At 62.0% G+C, this 20,387-nt stretch carries 19 protein-coding genes and 1 riboswitch; of the genes, 9 read left to right on the top strand and 10 right to left on the bottom strand.

Annotated elements, in window-relative coordinates:
• Position 1: 1 nt before the first annotated feature.
• From J8C06_RS06970 to J8C06_RS06925, 10 genes are all read right to left on the bottom strand, one after another.
• The gene (locus J8C06_RS06970; protein WP_211428000.1) at positions 2-769 is read right to left on the bottom strand and encodes an SDR family oxidoreductase; all 768 of its coding nucleotides are present in this window, start codon (positions 767-769) and stop codon (positions 2-4) included.
• 76 nt (positions 770-845) lie between these two features.
• Positions 846-1,799, bottom strand: coding sequence for a P1 family peptidase (locus J8C06_RS06965; RefSeq protein ID WP_211427999.1), 954 nt, complete (start codon positions 1,797-1,799; stop codon positions 846-848).
• Entirely contained in the window at positions 1,787-2,641 is an 855-nt protein-coding gene (gene rfbD, locus J8C06_RS06960) for a dTDP-4-dehydrorhamnose reductase (RefSeq protein ID WP_211427998.1), read from the bottom strand. Before rfbD ends, J8C06_RS06965 begins: the two co-directional genes overlap by 13 nt.
• Positions 2,642-2,648: 7 nt before the next feature.
• Entirely contained in the window at positions 2,649-4,460 is a 1,812-nt protein-coding gene (locus J8C06_RS06955; RefSeq protein WP_211427997.1) for a serine/threonine-protein kinase, read from the bottom strand.
• 50 nt (positions 4,461-4,510) lie between these two features.
• Positions 4,511-5,560, bottom strand: a complete 1,050-nt coding sequence (gene cobT, locus J8C06_RS06950; RefSeq protein ID WP_211427996.1) for a nicotinate-nucleotide--dimethylbenzimidazole phosphoribosyltransferase — start codon at positions 5,558-5,560, stop codon at positions 4,511-4,513.
• A 3-nt stretch (positions 5,561-5,563) separates the two neighbouring features.
• Positions 5,564-6,496, bottom strand: a complete 933-nt coding sequence (locus J8C06_RS06945) for an alpha/beta hydrolase (protein ID WP_211427995.1) — start codon at positions 6,494-6,496, stop codon at positions 5,564-5,566.
• A gap of 49 nt (positions 6,497-6,545) precedes the next feature.
• Positions 6,546-7,571 carry a phosphoribosylformylglycinamidine cyclo-ligase gene (gene purM, locus J8C06_RS06940; RefSeq protein ID WP_211427994.1) on the bottom strand — a complete coding sequence of 342 codons (1,026 nt, stop codon included), beginning with the start codon at positions 7,569-7,571 and terminating at the stop codon, positions 6,546-6,548.
• Between the two features lie 10 nt (positions 7,572-7,581).
• Positions 7,582-7,851 carry a DUF3006 domain-containing protein gene (locus J8C06_RS06935; protein ID WP_211427993.1) on the bottom strand — a complete coding sequence of 90 codons (270 nt, stop codon included), beginning with the start codon at positions 7,849-7,851 and terminating at the stop codon, positions 7,582-7,584.
• A 22-nt stretch (positions 7,852-7,873) separates the two neighbouring features.
• A complete protein-coding gene (locus tag J8C06_RS06930; RefSeq protein WP_211427992.1) occupies positions 7,874-8,335 on the bottom strand; it encodes a GatB/YqeY domain-containing protein in 462 nt (153 codons plus the stop codon).
• The gene (locus tag J8C06_RS06925; protein ID WP_211427991.1) at positions 8,332-9,036 is read right to left on the bottom strand and encodes a DUF3386 family protein; all 705 of its coding nucleotides are present in this window, start codon (positions 9,034-9,036) and stop codon (positions 8,332-8,334) included. Before J8C06_RS06925 ends, J8C06_RS06930 begins: the two co-directional genes overlap by 4 nt.
• Positions 9,037-9,267: 231 nt before the next feature.
• Here J8C06_RS06925 and J8C06_RS06920 point away from each other — a divergent pair, with 231 nt between their 5' ends.
• From J8C06_RS06920 to J8C06_RS06880, 9 genes are all read left to right on the top strand, one after another.
• A complete protein-coding gene (locus tag J8C06_RS06920) occupies positions 9,268-10,338 on the top strand; it encodes a type 1 glutamine amidotransferase (RefSeq protein WP_211427990.1) in 1,071 nt (356 codons plus the stop codon).
• Positions 10,339-10,478: 140 nt separating this feature from the next.
• Positions 10,479-10,685: riboswitch (cobalamin riboswitch) on the top strand.
• Positions 10,686-10,855: 170 nt separating this feature from the next.
• Positions 10,856-11,809 (top strand): adenosylcobinamide-phosphate synthase CbiB, encoded by a 954-nt coding sequence (cbiB, locus tag J8C06_RS06915; RefSeq protein WP_211427989.1) that lies wholly within the window; start codon positions 10,856-10,858, stop codon positions 11,807-11,809.
• Complete coding sequence (gene cobD, locus J8C06_RS06910) at positions 11,806-12,903, top strand: threonine-phosphate decarboxylase CobD (protein ID WP_211427988.1); 1,098 nt, start codon at positions 11,806-11,808, stop codon at positions 12,901-12,903. Before cbiB ends, cobD begins: the two co-directional genes overlap by 4 nt.
• A 43-nt stretch (positions 12,904-12,946) precedes the next feature.
• Positions 12,947-15,409, top strand: coding sequence for a TonB-dependent receptor (locus tag J8C06_RS06905; protein ID WP_211427987.1), 2,463 nt, complete (start codon positions 12,947-12,949; stop codon positions 15,407-15,409).
• 17 nt (positions 15,410-15,426) lie between these two features.
• On the top strand, positions 15,427-15,888 hold the full coding sequence (locus tag J8C06_RS06900) for a (2Fe-2S) ferredoxin domain-containing protein (protein ID WP_211427986.1): 462 nt from the start codon (positions 15,427-15,429) through the stop codon (positions 15,886-15,888).
• Between the two features lie 17 nt (positions 15,889-15,905).
• Positions 15,906-16,835, top strand: coding sequence for an ABC transporter substrate-binding protein (locus tag J8C06_RS06895; protein ID WP_211427985.1), 930 nt, complete (start codon positions 15,906-15,908; stop codon positions 16,833-16,835).
• A 5-nt stretch (positions 16,836-16,840) separates the two neighbouring features.
• Positions 16,841-17,869, top strand: a complete 1,029-nt coding sequence (locus J8C06_RS06890) for a FecCD family ABC transporter permease (RefSeq protein ID WP_211427984.1) — start codon at positions 16,841-16,843, stop codon at positions 17,867-17,869.
• 11 nt (positions 17,870-17,880) lie between these two features.
• Positions 17,881-18,681 (top strand): ABC transporter ATP-binding protein, encoded by an 801-nt coding sequence (locus J8C06_RS06885; protein ID WP_246601997.1) that lies wholly within the window; start codon positions 17,881-17,883, stop codon positions 18,679-18,681.
• Between the two features lie 134 nt (positions 18,682-18,815).
• Entirely contained in the window at positions 18,816-20,354 is a 1,539-nt protein-coding gene (locus J8C06_RS06880) for a cobyric acid synthase (protein ID WP_211427982.1), read from the top strand.
• The last annotated feature ends 33 nt before the right edge of the window (positions 20,355-20,387 follow it).

Genomic DNA, 20,387 nt, shown 5'->3' with positions numbered 1-20,387 from the left:
TTCAGACACCGGCCGCTGTCGCCTGCGCGGGTATGGCATCCGGTGGAACCGAAGCAAAAAACGCTCCCCAGTCACTGACCGGGGCGGTGTCGTCCGCGACGATCTCAAGCGTCTTGCCGTAAGCCGCCGGCGTCCAGAGCGCTTGCGCACAGACTTCGGCCACATCGGCGCGCGAAATCGAACCGCTGGAGAGCGCATCAGCCGGGGCTACTTTGATGCCTTTCTGAAATGGCGGTTGGTTCGTCAGCCCCCCCGGCCGAACAATGGTGTAGCGCAAGCCTGATGCGCGGACGGCTTTTTCAGCCTTGTCCTTCATGGTCAGAATGTCGCCAAAGGGTTTCATCATCAAGCTGAACGGATTGAGCGGCTGATTGATGAGCATCGAGGTGACAATGACCAAGTGCTCCGCGCCGACGCGCTTCATGGCGTTCAGCACATTGACCGTGCCGCGGTTATCCACCGCATCCGCGCCATCCTCGCCAAAGCCAAAGAAATCGGCGACACCCTTGCCGGTATTGGCAAAGCCAACCCGCGTGCCAATGCAGTTGATCACGGCCCGCGCGCCACGCAGCGCATTTTCAAGACTCTCTACGTCCCGGACATCGGCAACTGCCGTCTCAGTGCCCGGCTTGACAATATCCGCCAATTTACGCTCTGAGCGGGCTACCGCGCGCGTCGCTACGCCATGGTGCGCCAAGCGGGCGACGACTTCGCGCCCAGTGCCGCCGTTTGCCCCAAGAACAACGACTAGACCTTCATACGTTGGCATGAGTGCTTCTCCTTGAGTCGCCACACATACGGGGGGAAAGGGATTGTGCCGACCAGGCCGAAACTAACGCAATGCGCTATGCCGGAAATGTTGCCGACATCACGCCCCGCGCCACGGCTTCCGCCACGGCATCCGCCGCCAGTGCGCCGAGACAGCTCGTGTCGGTCGCGCCAGCCAGGGCCGGGTCCGGCACGGAAACGGCAAACAGGGTGTCGCCGTCAAACAAGGTGTGAACCGGTGAGATGGTCCGCGCCAGTCCGTCGTGGGCCATGTGGGCCACCTTGGTCAGTTCCGGCTTGGTCAGTGGCACGTTGACGGCCACCAGCCCAATCGTGGTGTGGCTGGCCGGTGGAAGGGGCGCGAAACGCGCAATATCGCCGGCGCGAATGCGGGCTGCCAAGTCGGCAAAACTGCCGTCAGCCTGGCGCGCCCCGGCAAGAATCGCCTGAGTCTGCGGGTGACGTATATCCCCAACGGCGTTGACAATAACCAACGCCGCAACCTGGACGCCGCTTGGCAGCTTGAATGCGAAACTTCCGCTGCCGCCGCGGGATGCGCGTTCAATGCCCAGCAGTTTGCCGACCGTTGCTCCAGCCCCAGCCCCGACCGCGCCTTCCGTCACTGGCGCATCCGTGGCGGCAAGGCAAGCTCGGTAGCCGGCGTCGGCGTCTGGGTAAATCGTTGGGTCGCCAGTGTGGAGGTCAAACAAAATGGCTGCCGGAACAATTGGAATCCGGGCGACGCCGACATCAAAACCAATATCCCGTTCGCGCAGATAGCGAACGACACCCGTTGCCGCGTCCAGCCCAAAGGCGCTCCCGCCGGCCAGGACGATGGCGTGAGTCTGGTCAACTAGGTTGAGGGGCGCAAGCGCGTCGGTTTCGCGGGTGCCCGGCGCGCCACCGCGCACATCCACGCCCGCCACGGCCGGCACGTCAAATAACACAACCGTGCAGCCCGTCGGACGCCGGGTTTCGGTGAAGTGTCCGACGCGGATGCCGGGAATGGCCGTCAGGGTCAGGTTTTCCATGCGCTTAAGCTCTCCTGGAGCGCATCACGCCAATCGCGCAAGACAGGCAGCCCAGGGGCCGCATCTGCCGAGTGGGCTAGGACACAGGACATCGGACGTTTGGCCGGCCGGCCTAGTTCGGCTTCGGTGACACCGACCACCGTTGCCTGCGCCCTTGTCCCCAGGTACGCACTGGCCAGGGTGGCGAAGTCATACCAGCTACAAGGTGTCCCTGAACTCACGGCATGGAACAGACCACCAGCGCGGGCATTGGCCAGGGAACGAAGATAGGTGGCGACATCTGCCGCGTAGCTGGGAAGGATGCGGTTGTCCGTGATGCCCTTGACCACGCCAGGGCGGGTCAGCAGGTCGCCGATCACGCTGGCAAAGTTTTTGCCGCCGCGTCCGAACAGCCCGGCGACGCGCACAACGGCAAAGTTGGGCGACACGGCCTGAACCGCGCGTTCGCCGGCCAGCTTTGATTCACCGTACACGGAAATGGGATGTGGTGCGTCGGTCGTTTGGTAGGGAAGGGAACTCGTGCCGTCGAAGACATAATCCGTGCTGATGTGGATGAAGTACGCTCCGATGGCTGCGGCGGCCTCGGCCATGTGACGCGGACCCTCGGCGTTGTGGCGGAAAGCTGCCGCACGGTCGGTTTCGCAGGCGTCCACATTGGTCATGGCCGCGCAGTTGATGACGACCGCCGGCCGATGGATGTTCAGGCAGGTTGAGACGGCGTTGGCGTCGCTGATGTCCAGGTCAGAGCGCGCAAGCGCGACAATATCGTAGAACCGGTCGCAGGCGTCCGTCACATGACGCCCCAGCAATCCAGTCGCGCCGGTAACGACGAGCTTGACCATGGCGGCACTAATCGCGGGGACGGCGGGGTTTATCTTTGTCCTTGTCGCGTCCGATTTTCCAGACTTGCCACCAGCGGCGCTCGTCCGGTTTGCCCCGCTCCGGTCTGCTGGCGCTTGGGTTGCGCCCCGTTCCAGCCCCCGGACTGGAACGGGGTTGCGGGCCGGGTGGTGGCGTTCGCGGCGCTTCCGTCGGCTGGCGGGGTGTGGAGGCGGTGGGGGAGTCCGGGGATGGACTTTCGCGTCGCGGCTGTCCATCACGGTCGCCACGGGCTGTGTCGGAGGGGCGAGCTGGGGCTGAGTCCGCGTTGTCGCTGGCTTTATTAGAGGCTGATGGACGCCGTGACGGCGTGTCGGCTGGAGAAGCCGGAGGGGCGGTGACGGGTCCGGCCGTCACCGGCGTGGCTGTAGGCGACGCCGGCGGCGGCGTGACATCACCCGCTGCGGGGGCAATGACCGGGGATTGCACCGGTTGCGTGACCGGGGCAGCGCTCCGCATCCAGCTTGTGGCCATGATCCCCCCGGCTGTCACAAGGGCCAGTACGCCGCCCACAACCAGACCAAGCCGGTGCAGGCTACCTAGCTTGGGCGGGTTCGGAGCCGCGCTCACCACAACGGTTTGAACCGTGACTGGTTCTTCCACTTGAGCTGATGCTGCACCAATTGCCAGGGTGCCGGTTCCGGCGCGAGGTATCGGCTGCGGGGTTGACAGACTTGACTTGGAAGATGCCGCCAGCTTCTGTTCGCCGGTGCCTGGCGGCGCAACCAGCCCAACGGTTTCTCCCGCTGGGCTGGGTAACAGTGTGTTGCTGACCTGAAGCGTTGATCCCTGCGATGGATGTTTCTGGTTGACTGCCGAAGAAGTTGTCCCGTTCGCGGCTGTGGCGACAAATGGCGCTGGCTCGGGCAGGGAAAGGGGAACCGTTGTGCTAGGCTTTTCGCCATAAGCTGCGACGTAAGCGGCTTCAAGGCGATTCCACCACTCGGCGACAGAAGTCGGGCGGTCGTAGGGTTTCTTGGCGAGCGCCGCCAGCACGGCTTCCTCTAGCACCGGCGGGAGATTGGGGTTCAGGTCACGGAGTGGTGCCGGCGGCCGTTGAATTTGCGCCGTGAGAATCGCCGCTACCCGGCCGCGAAACGGTGGCTGCCCAGTGAGCATTTCATACGCAATCACGCCCAGGCTGTAGAGGTCTGACCGAGCATCAAGGTCTTCGCCACTACAGTGTTCGGGCGACATATAGGCCGGTGTGCCGACGAGTTCACCGGTGCGGGTAATGCTCGACGACGTTTCCGCTTCTTCAACCGTTTTGGCCAGTCCAAAGTCTAGGACTTTGACCGTTGTGCTGCCGTCATCGCGCCGCTTGAGCATGATGTTGTCCGGTTTGAGGTCCCGGTGGATGACATTCCGCCGGTGCGCGAACTCAACCGCCGCACAGACTTCCCCCAAAATCGGAATCGCCAGGGAGGGTGGTATGACCACTTGCTCCTGGAGGGTGGCACGTAGGTTCTTGCCTTCGACGAATTCCAAAATCAGGTAAGCGCCCCCATCCACCAGCTTGCCGAAGTCGTACACGGTGACGATATTGGGGTGCTCGGTTGCGGCTGCCATCCGCGCTTCCCGAAAGAAGCGTTCAAGTGCGCCCTCAACCGTCAGGATTTCCGGCCGCAGAACTTTGACAGCAACCGTTCGCTCCAGCAACAGGTGGCGTCCGCGATACACCGCCCCCATGCCGCCCTGACCCAGGATGGCTTCCAACTGCACCTTATCGTCAATGACTTGACCGACGAGGGATGTCGTGCTGAGTGAAATCGGGTTGGTCATGCTTGGGTTCTTACCTTGTCTTTGGGTGCGGGGAGAGTCGTTTCAGAACATTATCCCAAGTTTGCCTCAGCAAATGTTGCCATGCTCGCATGCAGCCTACACGCTGCGTCGAGAATTGGAAACGTCAAAGCCGCGCCGCTGGCCTCGCCGAGCCGCATGTCAAGCTGTAAGAGGGGCGTCGCTTGCAAAACGTCGAGAAGCGCTTGATGCCCTGGTTCGGCAGAACGATGCCCGAAAAGCATGAACTCGCGCGCCATTGGCGCCAGTGCAGCCGCCAGGGCGGCGGCTGCCGTGGACACAAAGCCATCTGCCACGGCTGCCACCCGGCTGGCCGCACAACCCAGAAATGCCCCACACATCGCGGCCAGATCGAAGCCACCGACCTTCACCAAGATATCGAGGGGATCGTTCGGGTTGGGTCGGTGATGTTCAAGCGCACGTCGAATGACGGCGACCTTGTGCGTCACGCCCGTCGTGGAAAGACCGCTGCCGCGTCCCGTCACTTCTTCCGGTGGACGTTGGGTCAACGCGGCCGTAACCGCCGCCGCGGCCGTCGTATTACCAATGCCCATTTCGCCGATGGCCACGACTCGCTGTCCCTGCTCAGCCAACTCACCGATGGTCTCAAATCCAAACCGGATGGCCTGCTCTGCTTCCGCTGTTGTCATGGCTGGTTCGACAAGGAAATTGCGGGTGCCACGCTGAACCTTGCCATGCCGAATGCCCGGCAGATCAGACAAGTCGGCGTCAACGCCAACGTCACAGATGAGGAGTTGACTGCCGGTCAACTCAGCCAGGATGGCAATTGCCGCGCCGCCAGTGATGAAGTTGCGCAGGTGTTGGTGGGTAATGCTAGCCGGAAAGGCACTGATACCTTCAACACAAACCCCATGGTCGGCGCAAAAGATGACGATAGTGCGGGGGCTGGTCTGTGGTGTCGGGGTCGCTTGAATGGCCGCCATCTGGGCGGCCACCGTTTCGAGCTGCCCAAGGCTTCCCGGCGGCTTGACGAGTTGCGCTTGACGCGCCAGCGCTTGCTCGGCAAACGCTTGGTCAGGTGGTTGGATGGCATTCAGGAAGCGTTGCAGCAACCGTGGCATCTTTCACCCCGTGAACGCCTGGCGCAACGCTGCGGCTGATTCGTCGAGGGCGCGTCGGGCGTCATCGAAGTGTGCTATCAGCGAGAAAAAACCATGCACCATGCCGGCGTAGTGGGAAACCGAAACCGCGACGCCCGCCTGCTCCAATCGCTGAGCGTAGGCCGTGCCTTCGTCGCGCAGTGGGTCGTATTCAGCCACAATGATGTGCGCCGGTGGCAGTCCAGACAGGTCTTTCTCGAAAAGCGGTGAAAGGTAAGGATGGCGTTTGTCCTGGTCTGGTGGAACGTAATGACCCAGAAACCACTGCATCGCTTCCTTGGTGAGAAAATAGCCTTCACCGTTTTCTTCGTAGGAAGGTTGACTGTGGGTCGCATCCGTGACCGGGTACACCAACAACTGAAAGATCGGCAGGTGGCCTTTGCGGTTGCGCGCCATCAGCGCCGCCACTGTCGCTAGGTTCGCGCCCGCGCTGTCTCCGGCGACCGCCACCCGCGCCGGGTCACCACCCAGTTCTTCGGCATGGGCCACGACCCACTGCACGGCATCGTAAGCGTCAATCGGTGCGGCCGGGAAAGGATGTTCCGGGGCCAGTCGGTAGTCCACCGAAACGACGAGCGTTGGCGTCCGATTGGCCAGCGCGCGGCAGACGTTGTCGTGGCTATCCAAGTTGCCGATGACAAAGCCTCCGCCGTGGAAATAGACGGTCATGGGAAGTGGTCCGTCATGTTCCGGGGTATAGGTGCGAATGACGAAACTGGCCTGACTACCCCGAATCAGACGGTGGTCCACCTTGGCAACCGGTTCTGGCGGTCCAGCCAGCGCACGCAGCGCCAAAAAAGCCTGACGCGCTTGCTCCGGGGCCAGCGTCCACAGAGGCGGGTTGCCAAGGGCTGCAACTTGGTTGAGAAAGGCTTCAGCTTGTGGATGAAGTGGCATCTGGTGTCTCCCTTTCCCACGGTCGCCGGGCCGCCGTCACGTCCGTCGGCTAGGCGAGATGAACACTTCGATGGCCCGCGACGACACGACCAATGGTGAACACTTCGCTGCCTTGCTGCTCGATCGTCCGGCGAACGACCTCGGCATCAGTTTCAGCGACAACCATGACCAGCCCAATGCCCATGTTGAAAACACGGTGACTTTCCTCTTCGGAGAGCTGGCCTAGTTCAACAAGGTGTGAAAAAACAGGCAGGACTGGCCAACTCCCACGCCGTAACGCCACGGCGCAGCCTTCCGGCAGGATGCGGGGCAAGTTGTCAAGCAGTCCGCCACCGGTAATGTGCGCGAGTCCCTTCAACCGGCCGCCATCCAAGAGGCCGTCAAGGACCGGCAAGTAACAGCGGTGTGGCTTGAGGAGTTCTTCCGCGACGGTGCAGCCTAGGTCCCTAACTACCGTCTTGGCTTCGTAGCCGGCCGTCTCGAAAAACAGCTTGCGGGCCAGGCTGTAGCCGTTGGTGTGCAAGCCGACGGAGGGCAACCCAAGCACGACATCGCCCACGGTGATGCGTTTCCCGTCAATGATGTGGGCGCGATCGACCCAGCCAACAATGAAGCCGGCGACATCATATTCACCATCGGCGTAAAAGCCGGGCATCTCGGCCGTCTCGCCACCGATGAGCGGGCAGTTGAACTCCCGACAAGCGCGGCTCAACCCTTCTACCACATCTGCCACGATGCCCGGATCGAGCCGGCCCGTGGCAATGTAATCCAGGAAAAAGAGCGGACGCGCGCCCTGCGCCAGAATGTCGTTGATGCAGTGCGCGACCAAGTCATAGCCGACCGTGTCATGCGTACCGGTCAGAAACGCGACTTTGAGCTTGGTGCCGACGCCGTCCGCGCTGGCAACCAGGATGGGGTCGGCCGCGTTTCCGAAGTTGGGGCGAAAGAGCGCACCAAAGCCACCAATCGCGCTCAGGACTTGAGCATTGAAGGTGGCCTGCGCCAACCTGCCAATCCGGCGCTTGGCTTCATCGGCGGCGGCAATGTCCACACCGGCGTCACGGTACGTAATCACGGGGTTCTCGTCAGAGGTAAAAGTCTTTTTGGTCGGGGTCGCTGCCCTGCGTCAGCTCGCGGAGCAAATTTTTGACTTCGGCTTGCTCCTGCAAACGCGCCACGTCATCACGGGTCAAGGTCAGACGCAAGTGATCGCCTTCCCGCAGCCCGGCCGGGAGCAGCGCCACCGGGCAGTCGAAGTAGATGTGGTCGTTGCCGTAAAGCACGAGTCGGGCCAGGCCTTCGGTCAGGCTGTCCACGACGAGGTGGTGTTCGCTGGAAGTGGCTGTGTCGCTCATGCGGGGCGTCCCTGCCGGCCTTTCACCTGGAAGGCTGGTTGGAAAGTTTGGCGCGGACCAGTTCGTTGACGGCTTTGCCGTCCACCCGCTGTCCGGCAAGCTTGGCCATGACGGCTTTCATGACCAGTCCGATGTCTTTGGGTGAGCCGGCGCCGGTTTCGGCAATGGCGGATGTCACCAGCGCGTCAAGCTCCGCCACGCCGATGGGGGGCGGCAAGTAGCTCTCCAGTAGTTCGGCTTCGGCGCGTTCCTTGGCTGCCAAGTCCTCGCGTCCGCCCTTGACAAAGGCATCGGTCGCCTCACGGCGCTGTTTGATGAGTGTCGAAAGCAGCGCCGTGGTTTCTGCGTCGTCAAGCTGGTGCTGGACTTCGATTTCTTGCTTTTGAATGGCCGCCTTGACCATCCGCAGGGCTTCAAGGCGGGCGGTGTCCTTGGTTTTGAGTGCCGTTGTGAGGTCGGCAAGGAGGCGTTCACGAATCGTCATGGGGTTTCCGCCGCAAGGAGCGCAAGGTCTGTGAGTTCAACGACCCGCACCAGTGAGCTGCCCAGGCTGGCCTCGCCGGGCTTGGTTTCGATGACACGAATGTAACTGGGAAGGTACATCGCGCCGACTTTTTCGTACAACTCGGTGTACTGCGCCACGCCCGTCAACCGGCCGGTTTCCGGGTCGAAGTAGGTCACGACATAGTGCTTGGGCATCAGGCGTCCGTCGTCACCGGTGACCACTTCGAGCGTCGTGATCGTGAACCGCGAGCCGTGCATCTGCCGATTCACTTCGGTGATGACGCCATCCCGGATGCGATAGCTCGAGCCGAGTGGGTCGCCTTCAAAAACAATCTTGACGCCCAGGGGGTTTTCCTCAGCTTCGGCAATGGACACCGGATAGTTGGTCGGCACCGGCATGCCGCCGGTTCGTTCCAGCCGGTGGGCGATGTTCATTGCCAAGACATCTTTGAGCCACGATTGACTCTCAAGACTTACGCCGGGAAGGTCAAGCGCAAGGTCACGGACGTTTTTCAAGACCAGTTGGCCGGAGAAGGTTTGGTTGCCTTCGTGGAAGGTCACGGTTGCCGTGAACCCGTGAAAGTGCTCATCCGGGAAGGTTGCGCGGCGGGCGCGGGCGTCACGCAGTAGCGCTTCGGCCGTCACCGGAGGCGTCGTGGGTACAGGAGCAGGCGCAGACATGGTAAGTTATCTCGAACGTGAGTTCAGGTTTTGGGAGTGTTTGGAATGGGGCTGTGACGAAGTAGAGTAATCGTGATGGTGGAATGGCGCAATCCCGACCGCGGGGTGGATGTCGGGCGCGCCGCGTTTTGACAAATCCGCCACGGATTGACTAGCGTGTAAGAATCTAGTTTGAAGTTTGTTACATTGTTTTCCAACGGCGTCCCCACAGCAGGAGAGGTGCGAAAACCTATGGCGCGACAGTGGAAAGACTACTGTGAGTTTGAGCCTATCTTGCAGCGCATCGAGTACATGCGTGTGCTCATCGTGGACAACCTCATCGCCTGTACATCTGATCTGAGCGATAAAGCCAAGCATGAGGCCAACTTCGATGCCGAGGCCTGGGTTGCCGAAGAGCGCAAGATAGCCGGCTTCGCCATGGGCAACATCACCCAGAACATCAACAACCTGATCGTCAAGCCTCACTGGTTGGTTGCGCGCCTGAATGAACTCACCGACGCCAAGGTTGCCGATTTCGATCCCGACGCCGTCATTATCAGCGGCACACTGCGCGACTTCGACCTCTACCATCCAAGCCTGATTGCGAAGCTGGAGTCTTTCCTTCAACGAACGACGCTTCCGGTTTTGGGCATTTGTGGTGGTCACCAGATCATGGGACAGGCGTTTGGCGCGCGGGTTGTGACGCTCGATGGACTGAACCCCTGGGAAAAGCGCACCGAACGGATGCGCGAGTATCAATACTATCTGATCAACGTGCTGCGTCCGCAGGACCCACTCTTTGCCGGCATCCTGACCGAACGCGGACGGCGGTTGCCAAAAAACACCCTGCGGGTCTGGCAAAACCACGGCCTGATGCTGGAGCGCGTGCCACTTGGCTTTTCGCTTCTGGCCAAGAGCGAGCTGACCCGAAACCAGATCATGGTCAAGCGTAGCGACGGGCAACTGCTCTATGGCGTGCAGTTTCATTTAGAGAAGTCGTTCGAGGACTGGCGCAAACTTCCCAGCCCATGGGAGCACCGCAACGAAAGCCGCGATGGACGCCGAATGTTTGAGAACTTCCTCATCGAAGCGCTCAAGCACCGTGGCAAGGCAGATTTGGTCATAGAAACGCCGGCACTTTTGCCACCGCCAGCCGTGCAGGCCCGCCCAACCTATGCGGTAGCCGCCACCGGGCAGCGTTTCACCAATGGTCATAGCCATGGACCATCTGTGTCGGCCCCGCCGCTTGGCACATCGGCTGTGCCTGAGTCGGCTGAAGACTATGCCGAAGAATACATTGCCGATCGGTTGACCGGGCTTTGAGAGCGCGTCTGAAAGGTCAAGGTTCTGGTGATTGAGCGGCCAGCGGATGGCTTCAAGCGCACAATCATCCTCGCGGAGGCCATTAGAACAGAAAAACCACTTGGCCCTGCCCAGATTCGGCAGTAGGTTAGTAATCAGCAATACGTTCTTTGGTTTTGGGTGCCCACTGCTGTTGATCGGCACGCTGGGAGAATAGGGAAGCGGGTGCAAATCCCGCACGGTCCCGCCACTGTGACGCCACTGTAGGTTTACGCCCTTCAAACAACCGCCACTGCGCTCGTCAGAGCGTGGGAAGGCTTGGCGTAAAACGGCGAAGTCAGGAGACCTGCCCAAAACTGCGCGCCCGGAAGCTTCTCGCGGAGGAAGCGGCGCGGCCGACAGCCTGTCCTGTGCCTTGTGGCGTAGGCGCTTCCCCCTGTTTGCTTTCCGGTGCGCGTGGCCATGGTCATACGTCTGCGCCCCAGACGTATGTGATGCTGCGGTGGTCAAGGATGCCTGCCGTGGCGGAAGCCGCGTTATGTCGCCGGTGCTGCTCCTCGCTGCTTATGCCCTCGACCGACTGGTGGGCGACCCGCCGTGGCTGCCCCATCCCGTGCGCTGGATGGGAACGGTTATCACGTTGGGCGAGCAGTGGCTGCGACCGTTGGACGCACCCCCGGCGCTTGCCTTTACCGCCGGTGCCGGGCTGACCCTGCTGACCGTCGGACTCTTTTGCGGCGGCAGTTGGCTGGCGCTCCACACCCTGGCCCAAGCCCACCCGACGCTTGGCGCCGTGGCGCTGGTTTATCTCGGCGCCACAACCCTGGCAACCAAAGACCTTCTGGATGAGGCCACGGCCGTCGTAGAACGGCTCGCCTATCATGACCTTCCCGGCGCGCGCCAGCGCGTTGCCCGGATCGTCGGACGCGACACGCACCACCTGGATGAACCTGAACTCTGTCGCGCCACGGTCGAAACCCTCGCCGAAAGCGCGTCGGATGGCATCATTGCGCCGTTGTTTTACCTGGCGGTTGGCGGCGTCCCGGCGGCGCTCGCCTACAAAGCCATCAATACACTTGATTCACGGATTGGCCACACCGATGACCACAACTTCTGGTTCGGAAAGTTCGCCGCGCGGCTCGATGATGTCGCCAACTTCTTCCCGGCGCGCTTGACGGCGCTACTCCTGGTTGCGGCGGCCTGGCTTGGCGGACAGGACTGGCGCGAAGCATGGCGCATCTGGCGGCGGGATGCCCACCACCATGCCAGCCCCAATGCCGGGCATCCAGAAGCCGCCATGGCCGGAGCGCTTGGGGTTCAGCTCGGCGGACGCAACACATACGACGGTGTTCCCCACTGGTCGCCTCTGATTGGCGACCGACGGCGGGCACTGGACCTGACCGCCGTACAAGCCGCGCTGCGGCTCGTTTCACGGGTGTCATGGCTCGGCTTGGTCATCGGGTTGGTCATCTGTTTATGGGGGCAGCGATGAATCCTTCTCCGTGGTTAGGCATCCATGGCGGGCGGGTGGCTGAGGCCGCCCGCCGCTGGGGCGTGACACCTTCCGACATCCTTGATTTCAGCGCCAATCTCAACCCGTGGGGACCACCGGCGTCGGTCAAGGCGGCAGTGGCGCGAGCTGATTGGACGCATTACCCAGACGATACGGCGCTGCGGGCCACCTTTGCCGAGCGGCATCAGCTCGACCCGGTAAGCGTGGTGGTCGGCAACGGGACGGCCGGCCTGCTCTTTGACACGCTGCGGGTTTGGCGACCGCGGCGGGTCCTCCTGCTCGAACCCTCGTTTGCCGAGTACCGCCGCGCCCTCGTGGCGGTCAATGCTTGCTTGGTCACCAAACCACTGCGCGCCGAGACCGGCTTCCAACCGGATTGGACCGACTTGGCCATGTTCATCCGCGCATCGCGGGTGGACACCATCCTGCTCAACAACCCACACAACCCAACCGGAGCCAGCTACCCACTCAAGCATTTGCTGCCCTTTGTTCGTACCGTTGCCCAGCACAGTGTGCGGGTCGTCCTTGACGAAGCGTTTTCCGATTACTCGCCGCAGGAGTCGCTGGCTCGCCAGGCGGCACACATCCCAAACGTCGTCGTCCTGCGCTCGCCGACAAAGTTCTACACCATGCCAGGGCTGCGCGTCGGTTTTGCCATTGCCTACCCACCACTCGCCCATGAACTCCGTCGCCAGACGGCTGCCTGGCCCGTCGGCACGCCAGCGCTCGAAGCCGCGCGGTCGGCGCTCACCGATGAAGCCTTTGCCAGCCAGACACGCATCCGAAATGAATGTGCCAAGCGAACGTTTGCGCGCGCGCTTGAAGAACTTGGCTGCACGGTCTTTCCGAGCGCTGCCAACTTTCTCCTCGTGCGATTGCCCTCCGGCACCGGCGCGGACCTTGCCCGCTGGCTCGAACCCCACCGCGTCCTCATTCGGCGCTGCGCGGAATTCGTAGGGCTGGATGATCAGTTTCTTCGCCTAGCCGTCCGGGATGACACGGCCAACGCCCACTTGATTGGGTTGCTGGTGCGGTGGCTTGAAACGGTACGGCAGCGCGAGTTGACTAGATAGGAAAATTCTGATTCCGTTCTGATGCCTTATAGGAGAGTTATGTATGTCAAGCTTTCTGCGACTTGCTGCCCTGACCTTGTTTTTGTGGCTGGCCCACGCCGGACTGTCCCCGGTGCTGGCCCAGTCAAGCGCCTTGCGCGGGCGCGTGCTGGATGAGCAGGGCAATCCGGTTTCCAACGCCAGTGTGGTTCTGCAGACGCGCGAGGCTGGTGTTCGCCTCAGCGCCGTGAGCGGCGCGGATGGCAGCTATGCCTTTGAAGGCTTGGCCGGGCGGGATTACATCGTCGAAGTCGAAGCCCTTGGCTTTGCCCGCGTGACCCGCCGCCTGACGGTTGGCGATCCGGCGGACATCACGCTGCGGGTGGACGGCGTATCAGATACGGTTGTCGTCACGGCTGCCGGAGCGCCCCAAACCGTGGATGAGGTCTCGAAAGCCGTCACGGTGATTGACCGTCAGGAAATCCTCGACCGGAATGAGTACGCGCTACACGAAATTCTGCGGACGGCGCCTGGCATTCAGGTGCTCAACAACGGCGGTCCTGGCGCGTTTACCCAACTGCGGACACGCGGACTGCGCCCGGATGCGACGGCGATTCTCTACGATGGCTTGCGCTTCCGGGATGCCTCGACGACCCAGGGCGACGCCACGTCGTTTATGTCGAACCTCAACTTCGTGGACTTCGGGCGGGTCGAGTTCCTGCGTGGGTCGGGATCGTCGCTCTACGGGACGAATGCGGTTGGCGGCGTAGTAAATGTCGTTTCGAGCACGGGTGGCGGACCGACCACCGGCTCGCTGCAACTTGAAGGCGGCGGGTTGGGGCTGTTTCGTGGACGCTTCCAGTTACAAGGCGGACTGGCGCAAGACCGCTTTACCTACAGCTTTGCCACGACCCACCTCAACGTCACCCGTGGTGTCAACGGCTGGACTCCGACGCGCAGCACCGGCGTCCAGGGGACGCTGCGCTATGACTTCACCCCGAACATCTCGCTGACCGGACGGGTGAATGCCTCCGATGACTTCGTGGCGCTCCAGATCGGCCCGACGACGAGCGGCATCCCGGCAGCGAATTTTCCCACGACCGGCGTCATTCCGGCGCGCTTTTTGCCGTCCGACCAAGTGCGCCGCCTGATGAGCGGTGTCCCGGCCTCCCAAATTGTCTGGGGCGATACGACTGTCATTCCAAACCGGCAGGACCCGGACAATCGGCGCACCTCAGACTTTGCCATGGGCGCGGTCATCTTCAACCACATCATCAATCCGGTAGTTAGCTACCGGGTTGCCTGGCAGCGGGTGCATACGGCGCGCGTCTTCCAAAATGGCCCGGGTGGATTTGGCTTTCAGCCAGTGACGAGCAATGTTCTCAACTACGTCGGAGATATTGACACGGTTGATGCGCGCGTCAATTTACAGCCAACCCGGTGGTTGACGTTTACGGCCGGTTACGAATTCGAGCGAGAAGCCTATTTCGACCGGCAGGACAACCGGCTGCCCGATCCCCGCCGCCGGGTGGATGTGCAAACCAACATCAGCCAGAACGCCCATGCCGGTTACTTTCAGGCGCAGTTCCGCCTGCTCGAAGACCGCTTGCAGCTTTCGCTTTCTGGGCGGACACAGGGGTTCCGGTTGAATCGTCCCACATTTCTGGCGACCGGCACGACCAATGCCTATGCCAACGTGCAGCTCAAAGCGCCGCCCCGCGCCTTCACGGGTGATATTTCGGCGTCGTACCTGATCCCAACCAGTAAAACCAAGGTGCGGGCGCACGTTGGCAATGCCTATCGCGCGCCGGCGCTTTATGAGCGGTTTGGCGGTGGCTTTTTCAACAACCCGGTCACCGGACTCGTCAACTTTACCCCTTACGGCGATCCGTTTCTGTCCCCAGACCGCTACAACTCGTTCGATGGGGGCGTGGATCAGTACTTTTTCCGCGACCGGTTGCAAGTCGGGTTGACGGTGTTTTACACCCGTGTCGTTCAGATTACGGCCTTTGATTCGAGTGGCGTGTTGAATCCAGCAACCGATCCATACGGTCGGTCATCGGGCTATATCAACGGCTCCGGCGGGATTTCGCGCGGCGTTGAGGTGAGTTTCAACGCGCGTCCGACGGCGACCCTCACCCTCAACGGGTCATACACGCACACCAGCGCCGGAACCGACCGCGACGTTTCAGTGCGTGGCTTCTTCCGCATTTTCGGAGTCGCCGCCCACACCTTTACCCTCGTCGCCAATCAAGCCATCGGCAAACGCTTCAATGTCAATTTCGACATGGTTGCCTACAGCGGAACTTATGCCTCGCTGTTTGCCGTCAACCGGTCACGGGCCTTTGAAGTGCCCGGCTTTGTCAAGGCGGATGTGATGGGAGGCTACACGATTCCGGTTGGCAATGACCGTTCGCTCCGGGTGTACGGCAAGGTCGAAAACATGTTCAACCGCCGCTACTTCACCGGAAACGGTTGGCTTGCGCCGGGCGTAGTCGGCACCGGCGGGGTCGCTTTCCAGTTCTGACCGGAAGCAAAGCCGCCATGGCGTCCACGCAACCCAACCGCTTCCTCGATGTCACGCGCGCCGATGGTGTCGTCAGAGAGTTGCGCGTTATCGAAGGACAGTTGTTCGTTTGCCAGGGTTGTTGCTGTGGGCAGACGGAGCGTGGATTTCCGGCCGTTCCACTAGATGAATACAAGCGCCAGTGGAAGGAACGGGGGCTGCGGCTGCGGATTCACCTCACGGTGACCGGCTGCCTCGGCCCCTGCCCGCTGGCCAACGTCATTCTCATTTTGTTTGGCGGCGAAACCATCTGGTTGCACTCCATCAACGACGCTGACGCAGTGTCAACCGTCTTTGATTACTTGGAAGCCATGCTCGATGCCGGTCGTTATGTGCCGCCCGGTGGCGCACTGGCCGCGCGCCATTTCAACCGGCATGTGTTCGATTCGGCGTCGCCTGGGGAATGGCGCGCTGAAAAACGCACCGAGGCCAAATCATGAGGAAGTGGGCTTCTAGCTTGTGGCTCTTGCCGCTGGCGCTGATGACCTCCGCGCTGCTCGGGGCCTACGGGTTTGACCGGCAACCGAGTCGCCTCGTGGCCGGAGCGCCGCGGAAGCCGCCAGTTAGCGCATCCCGAATCGTTTCGACCGAGTACAACATCAACGAAATACTCATGGATTTGGTCGCGCCGGAGCGGATTGCCGCACTGAGTCAGGATGCCGACAATCCGGGATTGTGCAACATCCTGGAGCGCACGGCGCAGGTTCCGGGACGGGTGGCGTCATCACCGCTGCGCGTTGAACAAATCCTGGCCCTTGAACCGGATTTGGTACTGGTTGGCAGCAGTTGCACGGCCGAAGCCAGAGCGCTGCTCGAACTTGGCGGGGCGCGGGTTGTTGCCATCGGCCGGGGCTATACGATTGCTGAAATCCAGGAAAATATCCGCACCATCGGTCAGGCGGTCGGCGAACCGGCGCGGGCGGTGTCGCTCGTGGCGGAAATGAACCGCCAGCTTGCCACCATCCGACGGCTGGTTGCCGGCGCGCCTTTGCCCCGGGCGCTCTATGTCGGGAGTGGCTACGGTTACACGGCCGGCATTGGCACCTACACGGACGAGCTGTTGCAGACTGCGGGAGCGCGCAACGCTGCCCGTGAGGCAGGTGTTCAAGCGTGGGGCAAAATTTCGCTTGAAACGGTCATTGAAATGAATCCAGACGTGATTTTCGTGCCCGATACCGGGGGCAAGCCGCATGGCGCGGTGGGGGCACGGTCGGTCGTTCCCTTCGAATCACTTGAACATGACCCCTGCTGGCAAGACGTACGCGCCGTGCGTGAAGGTCGCGTCATGGCGCTTCCGCCGCGGCTTTTGCTGTGCAATTCGCACTACATCGTTCAGACAGGCTGGGCGATGGCTCGCACCCTGCACCCCGAACGCTTTCAGGAATAGCACCTATGACACGCCGCGACTTGGTTACGTTTGGAACGCTTTCCGTGTTGCTAGGCGCCGTCATGCTCCTGGCCGTTGCCTTTGGGACAGCCAACGTCACGCCGACGCAAAGCCTGCGCATCATCTGGGCAGCCGTGACGGGTGAGCCAGGGGACTACCCAGCCTGGCAGCGGACGGTCTTGCTGTGGATCCGGCTGCCACGGGTACTGGTTGCGGCCGTGGTCGGCGGTGGGTTGGCGCTGACGGGGGCCGTGATGCAGGCGCTTTTTCGCAATCCCATGGCTGAGCCAGGCATCATTGGCGTGTCATCCGGCGCGGCATTCGGCGCGGTCGTCACGCTTTATTGGGGGACGGCCAGCTTTTCCATGGTTCTGGTGCCCACCGGCGCATTTCTGGGGGCATTGGCCTGCACGGTTGCGATTTACTGGCTTGCTACGCACCAGGGAGGGCGCCTGTCGGTCACGACGCTGCTGCTGGCCGGGGTTGCCATCAGTAGCATCATTTCAGCCTTGACTTCCTTCGTGCTGGCGCTGTCACTGCGTCAGTGGGAAGTTGGGCGGCAGATGCTCTCGTGGTTGATGGGCGATTTTGAAGGCCGGTCGTGGGGACATGTCGCCATGGTGTTTCCGCTGGTCCTTATCGGCGCGATTTGGTTGGCGCTGCACGGCCAGGAACTCAATGTCCTGTTGACCGGCGAGGAATCGGCCGCGTCGTTGGGCGTGGACGTGCCGGGCCTTCGCCGCAACTTGATTGTCTGGGCGTCGTTGGTGACGGCGGCAACGGTGGCCGTGGTGGGCGCGATTGGGTTCGTCGGATTGGTGATTCCTCACCTCTTGCGGCTGGCGCTGGGACCGGACAACCGGCGTTTGCTGCCAGCCAGTTTTTTGGGTGGGGCCTTGTTTCTGGTGCTTGCCGACCTAGTGTGCCGGTTGGGTTCGCTATCCGAACTGCGGCCGGGGGTTGTGACGGCGCTTTGCGGCGGGCCGTTTTTTCTCTACCTGCTGATGAAATCCAAGCGCGCGCTGGTAATGTAGGCGATATGGGCATGCTGGAACTGGACCGGGTCTGGTTTGAGGTTGACCGCGTGACGATTGTCCGCGACATCGCGTTGTCGCCAGCCCGCGGTACCTTCTTGGCCCTGGTTGGCCCGAACGGCTCTGGCAAAACCACCGTCCTGCGCTTGCTGGCGGGTCTCCTGCGTCCGACCCGCGGCGTCGCGCGGTTGGACGGGCGCAGCCTAGCGCAATGGTCGCGGCGCGCCGTTGCTCGGCAGGTAGCCGTTGTTCCGCAGAATACGCACCTCGATTTTGCCTTTACCGTGCGGGACATCGTGGCCATGGGCCGGCATGCGCACCTGGGCCGCTTCCAGCCCGAAGGCCCGCATGACCGGTCGGTGATTGAGATGGCCCTGGCGCGCGCTGACCTGTTGCACCTGAAAGCGCGTCTGGTCACGGGGCTATCCGGCGGCGAGCGGCAGCGGGTCCTACTGGCGCGCTCGCTGGCGACCGAAGCGCCGATCATCTTGCTCGATGAACCGACGGCCAGCCTCGATGTCGCCCATGCGCTCGACACCTATGCGCTATGCCGGCGATTGGCCGATGAGGGGAAGACCATCGTCATGGCGGTTCACGATCTGAACGCGGCAGCCCGGTACGCCGATCAGGTTGCCGTTCTACGGAACGGTGAGTGTGTGGCGCAGGGCGCAACCGGTGAAGTTCTTGAACCAACGCTGCTAGCCGACGTGTTTGGCGTAGAGGTCGAAGTCCTTCGGTCGCGCGCCGGTCAACTAAACTTTGTCTTTCACCCCCGTAGTTCGGTCGGCCACGCGGCCATCCCCAACGCCTGATTCCTCCCGGACAAGCTGATGGCAGCGCAGTGGTTTTGGGATAACGTGTGGCCGGGCCGGTATCCGCTTTGGTCGTTCCTGTGACCGGCGGTTGCCGGCCCGTCATCTGTGGTGGATGGGAGCCTGGTAACGCTATGGCAGCCAAAGCCCTTATGGTGTTGGGAACGGCCTCGCACGTCGGGAAGTCCATCCTGACGGCCGGACTGTGCCGCATCTTCAAGCAACAGGGTCTCCGGGTCGCGCCGTTCAAAGCCCAAAACATGGCGCTGAATTCGGCGGCTACCCCCGATGGGGGCGAGATCGGCCGCGCCCAAGCCCTTCAGGCCGAGGCCTGTGGAATCCCGCCAACCACCGACATGAACCCGATTCTCATCAAGCCGGCATCGGATCACGCTGCCCAGTACGTCGTCCAAGGCAAGGTTTGGCGCAACTTGACGGCGCAGGATTACTTTGATTTTCGCGTTCGGGAGCTGTTCCCGCGCGTCTTGGAAAGCTATGCCCGGCTGGCCGCACAGGTTGACCTGATCGTGCTGGAAGGCGCGGGGTCGCCGGCGGAAATCAATCTCCGCGACCGGGATATTGTCAACATGCGCATGGCACATGCCGCAGATGCCGCCTGCCTGCTGGTCGGCGATATTGACCGGGGCGGCGTCTTTGCCTCGCTGGTTGGGACGCTCGTTCTGCTTGAAGACGCCGACCGCGCCCGGATTCGGGGAACGGTCATCAACAAGTTTCGCGGCGACCAAGCCTTGCTCGAGCCGGGGCTGGCAATGTTGGAAGCGCATACCCAGCGGCCGTGCGTCGGCGTCGTGCCGTACTTGGCCAACCTCGACCTAGACGAGGAAGACAGCGTGGCGCTCGAAGGTCGCCGAACCACTGCGCGGACCTGGCGCGACCTGCCTGAGACGCCAGACCGTCCGCTGCGGATCGGCGTCATCGCCCTGCCCTCCATGTCCAACTTCACCGATTTCGACGCCTTGGCGGCCGAGCCATCGGTGGCGCTCGCCTTCATCGAGCACCCTGCCGAGGTTGCCGCGGCTGATGTCGTCATCCTACCGGGCACGAAACAAACCCTGCGCGACTTGGGCTATCTCCGCACCCGGGGATTTGCCGAAACGCTACTGGCGCACGCCAGGATAAAACCCCTGATCGGAATTTGCGGCGGCATGCAAATGCTCGGACAGCGGATTGAAGACCCGCATGGCGCCGAGGGTGGCGGCACTGACGATGGGCTTGGCTGTTTGCCCATTGTCACCATCTTGCAACGCGAAAAGTGTACGACACCAGCCATCGGGCAGTTGCGTGTGCCGACGTTGTTTGGCCGTCCTCTGACGTGCCGACGTGTCACCGGCTACGAAATTCACTTGGGAACGACCATCTATGCGACTGACGCCACGGCGCTCTTTGACCTGGAGCGCGCAACCGGCGAGTCGGTGCGGGATGGCGCGGTGTCGAGCAATGGAAATGTCATCGGAACATATTTGCACGGTTTGTTTGATGACGACGATTTCCGCCATGGCTTCATCGCTGCCATCCGTAGTCTGCGTAACTTACTTCCGGCGACGAATGTTCGACAGTACCGTCTGGCGCGATACCAACGACTCAACCGCCTGGCAGATGCGTTACGTATATCACTCGATATGGCCCAGATTGAACGCTGGCTCGGTCTTTGATCGAAATCAAGCTCACCACAAGCCGTCCCCTGT

This window comes from Chloracidobacterium validum (assembly GCF_018304825.1).
Taxonomy (GTDB): Bacteria; Acidobacteriota; Blastocatellia; order Chloracidobacteriales; family Chloracidobacteriaceae; genus Chloracidobacterium; species Chloracidobacterium validum.
This window is presented reverse-complemented; position numbering and strand designations above follow the sequence as displayed.

What these genes read in the sequence shown, in the direction of transcription:
- J8C06_RS06970 (WP_211428000.1), bottom strand. Translation starts at nt 769, where the DNA reads ATGCCAACGTATGAAGGTCTAGTCGTTGTTCTTGGGGCAAACGGCGGC.
- J8C06_RS06965 (WP_211427999.1), bottom strand. Translation starts at nt 1,799, where the DNA reads ATGGAAAACCTGACCCTGACGGCCATTCCCGGCATCCGCGTCGGACAC.
- rfbD (WP_211427998.1), bottom strand. Translation starts at nt 2,641, where the DNA reads ATGGTCAAGCTCGTCGTTACCGGCGCGACTGGATTGCTGGGGCGTCAT.
- J8C06_RS06955 (WP_211427997.1), bottom strand. Translation starts at nt 4,460, where the DNA reads ATGACCAACCCGATTTCACTCAGCACGACATCCCTCGTCGGTCAAGTC.
- cobT (WP_211427996.1), bottom strand. Translation starts at nt 5,560, where the DNA reads ATGCCACGGTTGCTGCAACGCTTCCTGAATGCCATCCAACCACCTGAC.
- J8C06_RS06945 (WP_211427995.1), bottom strand. Translation starts at nt 6,496, where the DNA reads ATGCCACTTCATCCACAAGCTGAAGCCTTTCTCAACCAAGTTGCAGCC.
- J8C06_RS06935 (WP_211427993.1), bottom strand. Translation starts at nt 7,851, where the DNA reads ATGAGCGACACAGCCACTTCCAGCGAACACCACCTCGTCGTGGACAGC.
- J8C06_RS06930 (WP_211427992.1), bottom strand. Translation starts at nt 8,335, where the DNA reads ATGACGATTCGTGAACGCCTCCTTGCCGACCTCACAACGGCACTCAAA.
- J8C06_RS06925 (WP_211427991.1), bottom strand. Translation starts at nt 9,036, where the DNA reads ATGTCTGCGCCTGCTCCTGTACCCACGACGCCTCCGGTGACGGCCGAA.
- J8C06_RS06920 (WP_211427990.1), top strand. Translation starts at nt 9,268, where the DNA reads ATGGCGCGACAGTGGAAAGACTACTGTGAGTTTGAGCCTATCTTGCAG.
- cbiB (WP_211427989.1), top strand. Translation starts at nt 10,856, where the DNA reads ATGTCGCCGGTGCTGCTCCTCGCTGCTTATGCCCTCGACCGACTGGTG.
- cobD (WP_211427988.1), top strand. Translation starts at nt 11,806, where the DNA reads ATGAATCCTTCTCCGTGGTTAGGCATCCATGGCGGGCGGGTGGCTGAG.
- J8C06_RS06905 (WP_211427987.1), top strand. Translation starts at nt 12,947, where the DNA reads ATGTCAAGCTTTCTGCGACTTGCTGCCCTGACCTTGTTTTTGTGGCTG.
- J8C06_RS06900 (WP_211427986.1), top strand. Translation starts at nt 15,427, where the DNA reads ATGGCGTCCACGCAACCCAACCGCTTCCTCGATGTCACGCGCGCCGAT.
- J8C06_RS06890 (WP_211427984.1), top strand. Translation starts at nt 16,841, where the DNA reads ATGACACGCCGCGACTTGGTTACGTTTGGAACGCTTTCCGTGTTGCTA.
- J8C06_RS06885 (WP_246601997.1), top strand. Translation starts at nt 17,881, where the DNA reads ATGCTGGAACTGGACCGGGTCTGGTTTGAGGTTGACCGCGTGACGATT.
- J8C06_RS06880 (WP_211427982.1), top strand. Translation starts at nt 18,816, where the DNA reads ATGGCAGCCAAAGCCCTTATGGTGTTGGGAACGGCCTCGCACGTCGGG.